This window comes from Paenibacillus sp. FSL A5-0031 (assembly GCF_001956295.1).
Taxonomy (GTDB): domain Bacteria; phylum Bacillota; class Bacilli; order Paenibacillales; family Paenibacillaceae; genus Pristimantibacillus.
The window spans coordinates 414,104-430,018 of the sequence record NZ_MRTD01000002.1; the positions used below are offsets into that span (position 1 = coordinate 414,104).

Annotated in this window: 12 protein-coding genes; 7 read left to right on the plus strand and 5 right to left on the minus strand. The window is 44.2% G+C overall.

What is annotated here, in order from left to right; genetic code table 11:
- Positions 1–32 precede the first annotated feature (32 nt).
- The 4 genes from BK120_RS05325 to rlmN all read right to left on the minus strand — a co-directional run bounded on the left by BK120_RS05325 (position 33) and on the right by rlmN (position 4,208).
- A complete protein-coding gene (locus BK120_RS05325) occupies positions 33–1,229 on the minus strand; it encodes a ParM/StbA family protein (protein ID WP_076266439.1) in 1,197 nt (398 codons plus the stop codon).
- A 281-nt stretch (positions 1,230–1,510) separates the two neighbouring features.
- On the minus strand, positions 1,511–1,987 hold the full coding sequence (gene greA, locus BK120_RS05330; protein ID WP_076266440.1) for a transcription elongation factor GreA: 477 nt from the start codon (positions 1,985–1,987) through the stop codon (positions 1,511–1,513).
- A gap of 97 nt (positions 1,988–2,084) precedes the next feature.
- A complete protein-coding gene (locus tag BK120_RS05335) occupies positions 2,085–2,921 on the minus strand; it encodes a YitT family protein (RefSeq protein ID WP_076266441.1) in 837 nt (278 codons plus the stop codon).
- Positions 2,922–3,104: 183 nt separating this feature from the next.
- Positions 3,105–4,208, minus strand: a complete 1,104-nt coding sequence (gene rlmN, locus BK120_RS05340; protein ID WP_076266442.1) for a dual-specificity RNA methyltransferase RlmN — start codon at positions 4,206–4,208, stop codon at positions 3,105–3,107.
- Between the two features lie 218 nt (positions 4,209–4,426).
- Between rlmN and BK120_RS05345 the strand changes: the two genes are divergently transcribed.
- From BK120_RS05345 to BK120_RS05375, 7 genes are all read left to right on the plus strand, one after another.
- Positions 4,427–5,170: a DUF4184 family protein gene (locus BK120_RS05345; RefSeq protein ID WP_076266443.1), complete on the plus strand. Its 744-nt coding sequence runs from the start codon at positions 4,427–4,429 to the stop codon at positions 5,168–5,170.
- A gap of 167 nt (positions 5,171–5,337) precedes the next feature.
- Positions 5,338–6,324 carry an SDR family NAD(P)-dependent oxidoreductase gene (locus tag BK120_RS05350; protein WP_076266444.1) on the plus strand — a complete coding sequence of 329 codons (987 nt, stop codon included), beginning with the start codon at positions 5,338–5,340 and terminating at the stop codon, positions 6,322–6,324.
- Entirely contained in the window at positions 6,321–7,418 is a 1,098-nt protein-coding gene (locus tag BK120_RS05355) for an undecaprenyldiphospho-muramoylpentapeptide beta-N-acetylglucosaminyltransferase (protein WP_076266445.1), read from the plus strand. The genes BK120_RS05350 and BK120_RS05355 overlap by 4 nt, the downstream gene beginning before the upstream one ends.
- A gap of 199 nt (positions 7,419–7,617) precedes the next feature.
- Positions 7,618–8,265: a response regulator transcription factor gene (locus BK120_RS05360; protein WP_076266446.1), complete on the plus strand. Its 648-nt coding sequence runs from the start codon at positions 7,618–7,620 to the stop codon at positions 8,263–8,265.
- Positions 8,258–9,649 (plus strand): sensor histidine kinase, encoded by a 1,392-nt coding sequence (locus tag BK120_RS05365; protein WP_076266447.1) that lies wholly within the window; start codon positions 8,258–8,260, stop codon positions 9,647–9,649. Before BK120_RS05360 ends, BK120_RS05365 begins: the two co-directional genes overlap by 8 nt.
- 123 nt (positions 9,650–9,772) lie before the next feature.
- The gene (locus tag BK120_RS05370) at positions 9,773–10,645 is read left to right on the plus strand and encodes a metallophosphoesterase (protein WP_256710804.1); all 873 of its coding nucleotides are present in this window, start codon (positions 9,773–9,775) and stop codon (positions 10,643–10,645) included.
- Between the two features lie 87 nt (positions 10,646–10,732).
- Positions 10,733–11,833 carry a PRK06851 family protein gene (locus BK120_RS05375; RefSeq protein WP_076266448.1) on the plus strand — a complete coding sequence of 367 codons (1,101 nt, stop codon included), beginning with the start codon at positions 10,733–10,735 and terminating at the stop codon, positions 11,831–11,833.
- A gap of 83 nt (positions 11,834–11,916) precedes the next feature.
- Here BK120_RS05375 and BK120_RS05380 read toward each other — a convergent pair whose 3' ends face one another.
- Positions 11,917–15,897, minus strand: coding sequence for an S-layer homology domain-containing protein (locus tag BK120_RS05380; RefSeq protein WP_083681638.1), 3,981 nt, complete (start codon positions 15,895–15,897; stop codon positions 11,917–11,919).
- Positions 15,898–15,915: the final 18 nt, after the last annotated feature.

The window sequence follows — 15,915 nt, forward strand, 5'->3', positions numbered from 1 at the left end:
CGTTAGATTATACCTCAACCTGATGATCATGCTTATGCAGGCTGAACCGCTTTATTTTTTAATGCCTCATAGATTTTGCCACGCACAAATGCATCAAGACCCATTGCATTCAGCTGCACTGCGTACTCAGCAGGAATATAAAGCAGCTGCATCTCTCTTTCCGTACACAGCTCTTTCAGCTGTCCGTAGAGTACTGAGCGCATAAGTATGCTTCCGCCGCCGTAAACGCAAATCAGATCGATTTCATTGCGTGCCTTGGTCAGCTGTTTTTTGACATGCTGCACGATTTGTCTAACCTGGCTCTCAAGCGGTCTTCTTAATGTCTTAAGCGCACGTGCATGGTATTTATGGTTAGGATTTTTGATAACATCGCTGAAAAATTGACGCGGGCTGTCTGCCAAATGAATGAGTCGGTTAAACTCCTGCAGCGCTTCTTCAATCGCATAACCGGCGCCATGATGGCTGCCATGCACGAATTGACGCAGAAACTTATTCCCCTCCGTAATCGGATATTCCGTAGAGCCGTCTCCAATATCGACATGAAGAATGCGCTTCTCTTTGAAATAACTGCCGTTGAATTTCTTATCTACTTCGTAAGATTCGAGGAAATCCCCAAAAATTTCGCCCTCTCTCCAGCCGCCCGCCGAATCCTTCTGCAGCGTGAAAATAACCGGAGTTGCTTCTGGAACGACCTTCGCAAACGGGAATACGATTTTTACAGCTACGCGCTGCATACCCAAATGAACCGTCACATGGTGCAAGCCAGACGTAAATCTTTTCTCAAACTTAGCGGAGGTCTCATCCGTGTGCTGCGTAACCGGAAGCGCCGTTGCCATATCTACTTCCACATCGATTTGTGCAGGTATTTTTTTCTCTTCCTCATACGCCTTCTGAACAGCCATCGCCGCAATTTGGGCAAGCGTATTGATAACCGGCAAGTCCATATCGCTCTTCAGATCAATTCCGATTTGCAGATTGTCCAGCACTTCTCCGCTCTCTAAAGCGAACTTCCCGACATAGTACATCCCTGGTCTTGCTGATGGCGAATCGATGGTTACGACCAACTGATCCTGCAAATTCTTAATAAAGCTCTCTGGTGTTTGCTCTTCGCTCCATGGAAGCTCGTCCACCGTACAATTTACATTAGGCTGCTGAACCAGCTTGCCGTCAATGATAAGATCATGCTCGCTGTTTCCGTTATCGTTGCCTACAAAGAAATGATAGTTCATAATGGCTTTCCTCCTAGAAAAGGTTTTTGGAAACTTGTACAGCTTCCAAAGATTATGTTTTTTTGTTGCAACTGTCATGGTAATACTTTGCCATACAAAGTATTAGTTTACATCAAGCTATAGTCCCAATGCCCGTTAATCTTTTCTCATCTGTTTCTGTCGCAATATGTTTGTATCGATCGGTTCTTTAACGATGCTGTCGTTTCTGCCCTTTTTCGTCAAAAAAAGCTAACCCGCTTCAGGCGGATTAGCTGTGATGAAATGATCTATAGGATAATGAATTATGCTCTGATTTCGAGAAGCTCGTATTTAATAACACCCATAGGCGCGCTTACGTTAATGATGCTGCCTACCGTCTGACCAAGCAGCTCTTTGCCTAGTGGACTCTCGTAGGAAATTTTGTTCTCCGCAACATCTGCTTCCTCTGTACCTACGATTTTGTACTCGATTTTCTCGGAAAATTCGATATCGTTTAAAATGACGGTTAAACCGATGCTTACTTTTGATAGGTCTAAGGTCTTCGCTTCGATCACGCGAGCCTTCTTCAGCATTTTATCTAAAATAAGAATTCTCGTTTCCATGAAGGACTGATCATTTTTGGCTGAGTGATATTCGCTGTTTTCCTTTAAGTCGCCATAACTGATCGCGAGTTTAATACGCGCAGCCAATTCCTTGCGCTTCACATATTTAAGATCATCCAGCTCAGCTTGCAGCTGCTCTAAGCCTTCTTGCGTCAAAATTACTTCGTCTTTCGACATCTAAACAACTCCTATCTGCTATCTTGTTTTAATTTTACTCTATATCCCGAAAATAAGCGAAATTCCACGACCTTCTTTTTTATACCAATCGCTGTAATCATTTTGAAATATCAATAAATCCTTCGCCAAATACGTCCCGCACATCATGAATCGTAATAAACGCATTTTTATCGCATGCCTTCACAATTTTTTTCAATTGGCTCAGTTCCTGCTTGCTAATGACAATATATAAAATTTCCTGCGGTGTTTTCGTATAGTGTCCACGGCCATAAATAACAGTGACTCCTCTATCCATCACCACATTAACCTGCTCAGCTATTTTGCCTTGCTCCTTGGATATAATGGTGACCGCTTTTTTCGGATTAACCCCTTCAATGATGAAGTCCATCACCTTGGTACCGATGTATAACATGACGATGGTAAGCATCAGCGCCTCGGCACCGATAATGAAATAAGAGGAGAACGCGACGATTAAGTCAAAGAACAACAAGGCATAGCTAATGTTCCAGTCCAAATACTTATTCGCAATACGTGCCAAAATCGTTGTTCCTGCAGTCGTGCCTCCAACGCGGATAATGAGCCCAATTCCCGCTCCGCCAAACAAGCCGCCAAACAGCGCATTTACGATTAATTCATCGGATTGAATACTCCAGTCTGCTGTTAAATGGAGAAACAAAGAATGGAAAAGCACCGCTGCGATCGTATAAATTACCGTCTGTCGATCCAGAAAACGGTAGCCTACAATGAGCAAGAAGGAGTTGAAAATTAAGCTCATTAACCATGGTGCCCATCCAAAAACATAATATAAAATAATCGTTATCCCGGTAACCCCGCCTTCGCCAAACTCGTTCGGAATAACAAATAAGTTGATTGCTAATGCAAAAATAAGTGCTCCAACCATAATTGTAATGACATCCATTATTCTCTTCTTCATATGCATACACCCTTCTTATCTAAAAATATATGATCGTAGTATGTCCATCTTATCCGAAATTGTAAATATTCAGAAAAAATGGCTGGATACACAAATAAAAAGAACACCTCTTTTAGAAGGTGTTCTCATATTATTCACATGATTATCTTTTAAAAGCAGCAGCTGCAAAGGTATGATACGCTTCTAGAGGGACGCTGCTGCTGCGCTTTCTTGTCCCAATTTCTGCTCTTTGGATTTTTTGATCTGTTTGCTCCGCAGCTGTCCGCATGCGGCATCAATATCCGTACCATGCTCAAGGCGAACGCTGCAGCTGATACCCTGTTTCTTAAGCGTATCATAGAAAGCTCGCACCGTTTCGCGATCCGTTCGTTGGTATTGACTATGCTCATCCACTGGATTGTAGGGAATGAGGTTTACATTAGCCAGGTTACCTCTATGACCAATAAGCTGTGCTAGCTCTATTGCGTGCTCTCTTTGGTCATTAACGTCCTTCAGCAATATATATTCAAGCGTAATTCTCCGATTCGTTTTCTCCAAATAATAATCGATGGATTGCATCAATTTCGCAATGGGAATCGCTCGGTTTATTTTCATAATTCGCGTTCTGAGCTCATCATTCGGTGCATGCAAGGAAACGGCAAGGTTAACCTGTAGATCCGAGTCAGCGAATTCCACGATTTTGTTCGCTAAGCCGCTCGTTGATACGGTAATATGTCTAGCAGCGATCGCAAGCCCCTTCTGGCTCTTGATCACGCCGATAAAGTCCGTTAGATTCTCAAAGTTATCGAACGGCTCTCCGATGCCCATGACAACGACGTGGCTGACATGCTCGCCCTTCTGCGCCTGATCCAAATGAAGCTGAACCTTCATAATCTGCTCCACGATCTCTCCGCCCGTTAAATCACGGCTCTTTGCAAGCAGACCGCTCGCACAGAAGCTGCAGCCAATATTACAGCCCACTTGTGTCGTGACACAAACCGATAACCCGAATTTATGCCTCATCAGTACCGTCTCTATTAAATTGCCATCATGCAGCTTGAACAAAAATTTATTCGTTCCGTCCGCTGATTCCTGCCTCGTATGCTCGGTAAGCGTTTGAATGACAAAATGCTCGGAAAGCAGCTGAATGATCTCTGGTTTCACATCCGTCATATCCTCAAAAGCCGTTATACGCTTCCGATAAAGCCAATCCCATACCTGTGATGCCCGAAACTTTGTATACTCTCGTTCCTTCAGCCATTCCGTCAGCTGATCGAACGTTAATCCATATATAGATGCTTTAGTCATAACTAATCCTCTTTTCAAAACTGCTAAAAAGCAGCCCTATTCTAGCTAGTAGGCCGAAACAAACAATCTGCTTATTATTGTCCCAAAATTACCTCATTAAAACAAGGGGGGAAAGCGCCCAATTATTATGTTAATGCCCCTGCCTTGGCCTATATGTTACATTTCTTTTAAAAGTACCGTCTTCCTATTTTAACATAGACCCGTTAGGAGGTGCCGAATTGCCGTTCACCTTTGCTCATCCGCTATATATTGCACCTTTAAAAGCGGCAAAGCCTGCTTATTTTAGCTTAACTGGTCTCGTTCTCGGGAGCATGTCTCCTGACTTTGAATATTTTATTGCGCTTGAGCCTTATCAGACAATCGGCCATTCCTTTGGCGGGTTGATCTATCAAGCGATACCGCTGAGCATTATGCTCGCTTATTTGTTTCATTATGTTGTAAAAGTTCCCTTAGCTATAAACCTGCCTGCGTTTGGGAGTTTAGATCGTAAAGCCTACAGCCTCGCCCATGAATGGAAACTAAATTCGGTGCAGAGCTGGCTGGTGTTTCTCGTTTCCGTCATCATTGGCTTCTATTCACATCTATTAATCGATGCTTGCACGCACTATTCAGGCATGTTCGTTACTACATTTCCTGTTCTTCGTGAATCAATTGCCGGGATACCGCTATACAAATGGTTTCAGCGATCGTTATCCATCGTCGGTCTAGTTATAGAAGCAATGCTGTTATACCGCTTTATAAATAAAGCTAAATTGGAATCTGCTTATACAGGCGCTGCCACAAAACTCAAAATGGTATATTGGACAATTGTTTTATTTTGCACATTGCTGACTTTAGCGTTAAAGCTTATCCTCACATCCAGCTCCAACTATATCGGCATAACCGTTGTAGCTCCGATTTCAGGGTTTATGCTCGGCATTCTCCTGGCAAGCATCGTTCATCGTCTGTATAGGAGAAAATAAGCCTATCCCAATTTACCATGTGCTCTCCTGATGAGAGCTTATTTTTTTTGTAAATAGAACCGCTATTGCATGAACTAATGCCGTAAATGATTTTTGCCATATTGGTGTAACATTCAAACTTTATGCTTGTTCTTATTCATCGTTCACATAAACGGGAGGAACAAGCTTTGAAAAATAAAACGATCGTCGTTACCGGAGGAACAGGGTCTTGGGGGCGGGAGCTCGTAAAGCGGCTGTTAGAGAGAGAACCTAAGGAAATCCGTATTTTTTCCCGAAACGAAGCGCTTCAAGTCGAAATGATGCACGAATTTTATCATCATCCCAAGTTAACCTTCATTATTGGAGATATACGCGATAAATATGAACTCATGCAGGCGTGCCAGCAGGCGGATTATATTTTCCACTTAGCTGCCTTAAAGCATGTGCCAATCTGTGAGCAGCAGCCGGACAGTGCCATGAAAACAAATGTAATTGGCACGCAAAATGTCATTCAAGCCGCAATTAAAAACGGAGTAGAGAAGGTCATTTACGTCTCAACCGATAAGGCCTCCCATCCATCGAGCACCTATGGCATGACCAAAGCCATCGGCGAGAAGCTCATCGTCCATGCCAATTTAAGAGAGGGCAAGACCAAATTTGTATGTGTGCGCAGCGGCAACGTGCTCGGATCGACAGGCAGCGTGGTGCCTATTTTCAAACAGCAAATTGAACAGGGATTGCAGATTAACTTAACGGATAAAAGAATGACTCGTTTCTTCTTAGCGTTGGAAGAAGCTGTATCGCTGCTGCTCAAAGCAACGGATGAAAGCAGCGGCGGGGAGGTTTACGTCATGAGAATGCAAGGCTGCCGCATACAGGACCTCGCTGAGGTATTAATTGAGGAGCTGGCGGCATCCGACATTCCAATCCGTGAGACAGGCGCTCGCCTTGGTGAGCGTATGTGTGAATCGTTGATTTCCGAACTCGAAAGCATGAGCTCCATTCATTTGGATGAGGACTATTATGTCATTTTGCCTCCGTTCCCAATCGATGGACTGCATGAAACTTACGCCGGTCGTACTCCCGTGCAATTCGATCATTTCCATTCGGATCATGTACTGATGAGCAAACCTGAAATAAAAGAAATGCTGCAAAATGGCGGGTTTTTGTCATGAGAAAAACAATCGTATTGACTGGTGGAGGCACTGCGGGTCATGTATCAGGCAATCTTGTACTCATCCCGCTGTGTCTGGAACAAAATTGGGATGTTCATTATATTGGGTCAGAGCAAGGTATCGAGAGAAAGCTAGTTTCTGACTACAAAAAGGTGACGTACCACCCCATTTCTACCGGTAAGCTGAGACGATATTGGGCCTGGGAAAATGTCATCGATGGATTTCGAGTTGTTCGCGGCATTTTTCAAGCTTACCGGCTCATCAAAAAACGAAAGCCACATGTTGTTTTTTCAAAAGGTGGATTCGTGGCTGTCCCCGTTGTACTCGCAGCGAGACTTAATAAGGTGCCTGTCGTTATTTATGAACCCGATCTGAATATGGGGCTGGCTAATAAAATTTCCTATCCGTTTGCATCAACGATGTGTACGGCCTTCCGGGAGACGGGAGCAGATTATCGCGATTCAAAAGCCGTATATACAGGTCCTATTTTGAAGCAAAATTTAAAGTCGGACAATATTCAGCGCGCACGCCATGCTTGCGGCTTTACTTCCGAGAAGCCCGTTCTTCTTATTATGGGCGGCAGCCTAGGGGCAGACAGCATTAACCAAATGGTGAAAACAACAAGGCATGAGCTGCTCGGCACCTTTCAAATCGTTCATATTTGCGGCAAAGGCAAGGTTGATCATACCCTCTCGATGGCTGGCTATAGAGCATTTGAATTTGTCAGCAAGGAACTTGCGGATTTACTCGCGATGGCGGATGTTGTCGTTTCCCGTGCGGGCTCAAACACGATTATGGAGCTGCTTGCGCTGCAGAAGCCAATGCTGCTTATTCCGCATACGAGAGGCGGAAGCCGCACAGGGCAGCTTATGAATGCACAATATTTTGAGCAGGCCGGCTTTGCCAAGCTGCTGCTTCAAGAGCAAATGACCGCTCAAAGCTTTGTTAAGGCGATTATGCAGCTGTATGAGCACCGATTCGTATACGCCGAGCATATGAGTAGCTTTGAAAATGGTGAAGGTGCCCCTAAAATCATGGAGCTGATTAAAGAGGTTGGGAACCGAGAAGAGCTAATCAACGAGACAGGTTTATAATAAGATGAAAATAGCTGCTTGCTTGGTTGTCTTATTTTTTGTCATTGTCGTGGTCGTATTTAGTTATGGTTTTCTTACAGCCGCTTGACCGGAGGCTCTGCTGGTATGAAACAAAAACAAGATGTACAGCTTATTCTAATAACAGGTATCATATTCCTTACGTATTCTATCTCTCTACATTGCTGGGAAGGAGCCTTTAATGAATATATTAATTGCCGATGATGAGCCCTTTATGCTCAAAATTTTAAAAGCGTATTTTGAGAAAGAAGCCTTTCATACCTTCCTAGCACAGGATGGAGAGGAAGCGCTGAACATTTTCTATTCAAATAACATCCATTTAGCTGTATTAGATTGGATGATGCCTAAAGTAAACGGTATTGAGGTATGCAAAGAGATCAAAAAACAAAGCAAAACGAAGGTATTGATGCTGACGGCAAAAGGGGAAGATGAGGATGAGCTCATCGCCCTTCAATCTGGAGCAGATGAGTATGTCAGCAAGCCGTTTGACCCGCGTATATTGATTTTGCGAGTAAAGAAGCTGCTTCATATGGACAATCAACTTGCGATAGGAAATATAAAAGTAGATATCGATAGCCAAAAAATCTTTAGAGATGAAACCGACCTGCAGGCTACGAATAAAGAGTTTCATCTTATGAGGTACCTCATTGAAAATAGAGGGATTATCGTTTCACGGAAAGCTCTGCTCGATCGTATTTGGGGATTCGATTATTTTGGCGAAGAACGAACTGTCGATACGCATATCCGCAGGCTCAGAGCAAAGATCGGCGATCATTTGATCAGAACACATAGAGGGATGGGCTACAGCCTGGAAGAACCGCATGAATAAGCTAAACAAAAAGTTGATTGGGCGAATTTTATTTGTGTTCTGTATCGTCGTTATTTTCTCAATTGTGATGAATTCGTTTTTCTTGCCCAAATATCTTTTGTACAAAAAAAAGCATGCCCTTGCAGCTATAACTGAGCAGCTCGATGCCATGGATACAAAGCAGTTATTGCGTAATATGGAGGCTCTTGAGAATAAATACGATGTTACCATTGTAAACACACCTGTCACCACAAATCTAAATGGGCTAAACGAAACGATTGTAGGTCTTTTAAATAAAAAAGGCATTACGCTGAGCAAGTTTTGGATCACGGATGAAAGCCTTGCGAGGCTGAACGAATATCAAATGGTCAGAAAAATTTACAATCAAGAGAAGCTGAAATCCAGCTTTCTCGTTACCTTTATGAAAAAAGATGAGATCGTTTTTGTAGTCGGTGAATCGATATCCCACTCGGCAGAAACATTAACCATCGTCAATCAATTTACCCTCTATACTTATGCAGGCGAGCTGCTGCTTCTGATCATCCTGTCAGCACTTTTTACGAGAAGCATCGTTCGACCGCTTGCCAAAATACAAGATGCAGCTGAAGGCATTTCAAGCTTATCGTTTACCAAGGTTCATATTCGTACGGGCGATGAAATTGAATCCTTAGCAGAGAGCATCAATCAAATGAGTGATAAATTAGAGCATGCCCATCATGAGCTGGAAGCGAGAAATGAGAATTTACGGCAGTTTATTGCCAACATTTCGCATGAACTGAAGACCCCGCTATCCTTAATAAAGGCTTATTCTTCAGGAATAAAGGACGGAATGGACGACGGTACCTATATTGATGTTATCCAGCAGCAAACCGATGACATTGCGATGCTGGTGGGTAAGCTGCTTGAGCTCTCCAAGCTGCAAACCGACCTTTATCGGATGAACACCTTTGATTTCAAAAAGCTGCTCCATCGAACCTTGCAAAAATATCGTTTTTCCATTCAACAGGAAGCTATTCAGCTATCTGTAGATGACAGCTTGCTAAGCCAGCACCATATATTCGCTGATGAGCAGAAGATAGAAATGGTTTTGAACAATTTCATTTCCAATGCAATGAAATATTCAACCAATCAACAAATTCGTATTACTGCTCTTAATAAAGATGATTTTTTACATTTCTCGATCACGAATGGGATTGAAAATGATGAGCAGCGACAATGGGATTTGATATGGGAACCCTTTTACGTAATGGAGAGCTCCCGCAACAAACAGCTTAGCGGAACGGGCTTAGGCTTATCGATCGCCAGAACGATTTTGCAGAAACATGAAGCACCGTTTGGCTTTCATATTGAAAACGAGGAAATTACATTTTATTTCTCGTTGCCTATAGATACGAGTAAGAATTAAAGGCGCTGCGACAATCCTGTTGCGGTGCCTTATTTTTTTGTCACATTGACGTAACAAAAAAGGACTATGATTGCACTTACAGATCATCATTGGAAGATATCAAAAAGGAAAAATGGAGGCATTATGCAATCAACTTCAGCACCTATGAGTAGACGGACGTTTTTGAAGAAGAGCTTGCATTTAACTTTGGGGCTGATGGGAACTGCTGGTTTATCCGGCGTATATTCGCATCTAGTTGAGCCGTATTGGATTGAGGTTAAACAGGTGAAGGTTGCCATCCCAAAGCTGCCTGCCTCCTTCAACTCCTTTCGTATCGTTCATATCAGTGACCTGCATCTCGGCTTTCATTCTAAACCTGAACTGCTGACTGAGCTTGCAGAGCAAGTTAGGCAGGCAAAACCAGATCTTATTTGCTTTACAGGAGATTTGCTCGATCAATCCACCGCGTATATGCCGGAAGCCATAGCCTTCCTCTCGAAGCTCTCGAAGCTGCAAGCGCCATTTGGGCAATATGCCGTTCTAGGCAATCACGATGCCTTCGGCAATAGAAGAGCGGTTACCAAGGGGTTATCTAAAGCTGGATTCCATGTGCTCGATAACCAGCATGTTGCTTTATCAAAGGGCTCAGCGCATCTCTATATTGCCGGAGTCGATGATCCGATGGTTGGACACCCAAATATCGATCAGGCTTTACAAGGCATTCCGGACGGTTCCAGTACCATTCTGCTCGCGCATGAGCCGGATTTTGCTGATGAGTATGCCCGCTATCCGGTCGACCTGCAATTGTCAGGCCATAGTCATGGCGGACAAGTACGTATTCCTTTAGTCGGGGCACTGTATACACCTCCCTACGGGAGCAAGTATACTGCCGGTTTGTATCAGGTACCGAACAGCAAATTGCAAGTGTACACCACTCGCGGGATAGGAATGACACGGATTCCCGTTCGTTTTCATTGCCGGCCAGAGCTTACCGTTCTTACGTTAAAGGCACAATAAAGAGAATTGGATACTAGCACCAATTCAACATGGAAATAATACGATGGAGTATGCAGCATGACATTAGCCTAGGAAGGTGTGACGGTTATGACTGGAATCATCAAAAACTTCTATGTGAACGGAAATACAGCTCGCGGCTTGACCAGCCTGTTCGACTCGTCTTTGCAAGATTTGGAGCGCTTATTTATTTTGAAAGAAGGACCTGCTTTAGAACGATCAAACCTCATTCGTTCTATAGCTGACGACATCGCGCAGGGTGGCTATGACATTTGGCTGCTGCACTCCCCCTTCGACAATGGCTCGCTAGATGGACTCATCGTTCCCGCACTCCGTCTCGGCCTTGTTGATGGAACACCGCCGCGCTTTATTGATCCCGCTTTGCTGGGAGCATCCGTTCAATACATTTATCTCGGCGAGGCCGCAGATGCAGCAGAGCTGCAAGCGCTAAAGCCAGAGATCGAGATTTTAAGTACACAAATTACGCAGGCGTACGATCAAGCTTATGCTGGCTTTGCTGAGGCGCTTCGTATTCATGACGACTGGGAGACCGTCTATATTCAGAACATGAATTTCCAAGCAGCCGATGAGCTGACAGCTTCGTACATCGATACATTCTATGGCGATAACAGGCTGGAGAAGACAAGTCGTGTTGATCACCGTTTTTTGGGCGCTGCTACAGCTAAGGGCTCATTCGATTTTGTCCCGAATCTGACGGATGGTTTAAAACGATATTTCGTTAAAGGCAGAGCTGGTTCAGGCAAATCCACCATGCTCAAAAAAATAGCTGCAGCCGGGGTCGATCGCGGACTGGATGTTGAGATTTATCATTGCGGCTTCGATCCGAACAGCTTAGATATGGTCATCGTTCGTGAGCTTGGCTTCGCAATTTTCGACAGTACAGCGCCGCATGAGTACTTTCCCGATCGTTCAGGCGATGAAATTATCGATATGTATGCCAGCTGCATTACACCTGGAACAGATGAAGCGAATTCAGATACCATTACCGAAATAAAAAACCGTTATGCTGCGCAGATCAAAACATCGGTTCAGCAGCTAGCTCTAGCCAAGACTTTGCAAGATGAACGGGAACAATTATACTCGAAAGCTGTTGATTACGAACAACTTGAACAAATCAAAAATGAAGCGAAGCAAGCAATCGGCAATATTTTGGCCGCTGCCGCTCGTTAACATACATGTATTTCCATAATAAAAAGCCTGCAAAGCTCCACCAATTGGTGAAGCCTGCAGGCTTTTCTGAATAAAAGATACGATTATTTCGTTTTGTTAAGCAAACCAATAATGAGTGCTACTGCTTCTGCTCTAGTCGCAATCTGCTGAGGAGCGAAACGGTTCTGGCCAACGCCGCTAACAAGTCCCGCCTCCACTGCGGTTGCTACGTATGGAACAGCCCATGCTGGAACAGATTTGGAATCCGCAAAGGAAAGCTTAGCATTTGGATTTACTTTTATGCCACTTGCACGAACAATCATAGCGACCATCTCTGCACGAGACAGCTCCTTCTCAGGACCAAATGTGCCATCAGCATATCCGCTAATGATACCTGATTCAACAGCCTGCGTGACAAACGATTGTGCCCATGCAGGTATTTTATCAGAGTCCTTGAAGCTTAAAGCTTTGCCTGAGTCAGAGAGATTCAGCGCACGAGCCAGCATCGTAATAAACTCTGCACGATTAACTGATTTATTCGGGCGGAACTGGCTGTCTTCATAACCCTTAACGAAACCGGCTTTCACAGCTTCATTGATAGCTGATGCTGCCCAGTGGCCTGCAATATCCTTCAATACAACTTCTGACTCATTGCCGCCGCCAGTTCCTGTACCAGGATTTGCGCCTGGGTTAGTTCCCGGACCTGGTCCTGGATTCGTTTCTGGGTTTGTACCCGGACCTGTTCCCGGACCTGTTCCTGGACCTGGTCCCGGATCTGTTTTTTCCTTCTTCACAATACCGAATTGATCAACGATGAATGGTTTAGCATCATTTTCTTTTTGATCAATTTCATACGTTACAGCCGTTAGCTTGTTGCCATCGATCGTGATGCCAACAAAGTTTTGTACTTGGCCGCGAACTGGACGTGTGCTGTCGTTCGGATCTGGGCCGTATTTAGCTGCATGGTTCTCTTCCGCACGCTCGAACAGATTGTAATATGCTTCGCCAAGTGCTGGTTTTGCATTCTTGTAGTATACCTTCGGACCTGCTGTTGCAGGAATCATGTAGATTGAACCATCCGGATTCACCGTATACTCAATCTTTTCACCATTTAATGTTTCAGTAATCTTCTCTGTTGCTGCTGCTGTTCCATCTTTTTTGATCGGTTTTGTACGGGCATAGATATGGTCATGGCCTTGTACAACAAAGTCAATTCCGAGCTCTGCCATAATCGGCGCGATTTGGTTTCTTACGCCGTTAGCGCCCATAATATCGCTGTCCGTTGCATGGTTTGAAGTCGTATATGGACCTTTGTGAATGTTGACAATAATCCACTGCGAGCCTGCTGCTTTCGCTGCTTGCACATCTTTTTTCAACCACTCGACTTGCGCCTCGGAGAAGTTCGCATATTTTGCCGAAGTCTCATTCGAGTTCAGCACAACAAAGTGTGCGTTGCTGTAATCGTACGAGTAGTATGCACCCGTTACCGTTGCAGAGTTCTCTGCCTGCTTGATATTAAAATGCTCGTAGAATGCATTGTTCTTATCTTCATGGTTACCTGCTGATGGTGCAATGGTTGTGTTAAGCAAGCTTTCTTGTGAATGGCCAAGCAGCCAGTTCCACTGCTCTTCTCTTGTTCCTGTATCTACAATATCACCGTTGTGCACAACGAATTGTGCGCTTGGTACTGTAGCTAGTGCTTTCTCCAGCGTTTCAGCCGAAAGCTTCGCCTCATCTTCTTCTTTGGCTTGTGTATCCGCCAAGTCGATGAATGTGAATGCTCCGTTTACTGGTGCAGTTTGGAATGTTCCTACTTCACTCCAAATGTTCAGTGCCGCGTCACCCACACGGAAATTGTACGACGTGTTTGCCTTCAAGCCCGTTGCTTCAGCCTTATGAACAAGCTCAGAAGGTGAGTTGGAAGAAACGGTAGAACGACCTGCAAAATTAATTGCTTTTGTGAAATCTGGCGCTGCGTTCGTCTTCTCTACCACTTGCAGGTCATTGCCTTTAAGAAGCAGTGAAGTATACCATGCAAAACCTTTCGAGCTTACTGGGTCGCCGTTAAAGGTTACCGTAACTTTGCTTACTTTTTCTTTGCTGTAATCAGGCTTGTCTTCCTTCGTAATACCGAATTGATCAACGATGAATGGCTTACCTGCATTTACTTGCTGGTCAATTTCATAAACAACTGCTGTTAGTTTACCTCCGTCAATGTTAACGCCAACGAAGTTCTGTACCTTTCCACGTGCAGCACTTGTCGTGTCGCCATACTTGCGAGCATGATTTTCATCAGCTTTGTCGAAGAGATTGTAATACGCATCGCCAAGCCGTGCATCTTGGTTTTTGAAATAAACTTTCGCACCAGCTGTAGCTGGAATCATATAAATCGTGCCGTCAGGCTTTAATGCGTATTCAATCGTTTGTCCATTTAGAGATTCTGTAATTTTTTCAACCGATTCTGCAGTGCCATCCTTTTTAATTGGTTTTGTACGAGCAAAGATATGGTCATGTCCTTGAAGCACAAAATCAATGCCTAGTTCATTCATGAGTGGAGCGATTTTGTTTCTTACGCCGTTAGCGCCCATAATATCGCTGTCCGTCGCATGGTTTGAAGTCGTATATGGACCTTTATGAATATTAACGATGATCCACTCTGCACCTGCTGCTTTCGCTGCTGCTGCATCTTTCTTCAACCATTCTACTTGGTCTACAGAGAAATTCGCATACTCAGTTGAGTTCTCGTTCGAATTCAGCACGATAAAATGAGCATTGCTGTAATCGTACGAATAATAAGCACCTGTTACTGTTGCTGAATTTTCAGCTTGCTTCACATTGAAATGATCATAAAATGCATAGTTTTTATCCTCATGGTTACCAGCTGAAGGTACAATCGTTGTATTCAGCAAACTTGGTTGTGAATGTCCAAGCAGCCAATTCCACTCCTGCTCGGATGTCCCATTCTCAACTACATCGCCATTATGAACGACGAATTTTGCATCTGGCACAGTTTCTAGCGCCTTAGCTATGGTTGAGCCCGAGATTTGCGCCTCGTCCTCTTCCTTCGCTTGTGTATCCGTTAAATCAATAAAGGAGAACGCTCCGCCTGTTGGTGCAGTTTGGAATGTTCCTGTCTCACTCCACAAATTCAACGACTGATCGCCTACACGGAAGTAATATGTCGTGTTTGCTTTCAAGCCCGTCGCTTCAGCTTTATGAACAAGTTCTGCTAAGGAGTTCTTGGCAACGGAAGAACGACCCTTAAATGCCGTTGCGTTCGTAAAATCTGCTGCAGCGCCTGTTTTTTCTACCACTTGCAAGTCGCTTTGACTAGCATCAAACGGCGTGTACCAAGTGAAGCCTTTGGAACTGACAGGGTCACCATTGAAGGTTACCGTCACTTTGCTTACTTCTACCGTAGGTGCCTCTTGCAGAGCAATTAGCTTCATATCAAAGAAGAGGTCGGAGCTGCCGGCGCTTTGCTGATGAACCTCAACAGCAAGCTCATTGTTACCGTCTTTTAAGGCAGCCTTTAATGCTGTTGTTAGGTCTACATCTGGATAAACAACTGGAAGATCCTTATTCGAAGCCGCAAGCGTTTCATAAAAAATGTCGCCTGTCGGCATGCCCAGACGGACAACCTCTACTCCATTTACATAAACCACTGCACCATCATCAATGGCAAATGTAGCTAGCAGCTGCCCATAATGATCAACGCTGTTCTTATCTACGTTCAGATTCGTCCGAAAATATGTCGTCGGAGGTTTTTTACTTTTATTCGTTCCATAATCTACAATTGTTTTCAGTGCGCCAAAACCAGCTGCACTAATTATGGCGCCAGAATCCTTATAACCAAGCGGGGCACTGCCTGAACTCCACGCCGAATCGTCATAAGTAGATCTCCATACTGTGTCTAGATCCATACCTTTATCGTAATATTTCCAAACCGAATTTCCCGGCAATAATGTCACCGGTTCATTCGTTGAAGCTGCAGCGACCGGGGATGGTGCGGCTGCTCCGAGTAAACCAAGCAATAATGCCAAGGATAACAGAATAGATAATACCTTTTTGTTGACGTAGTTCATAATAATCTCCTTTGTAAA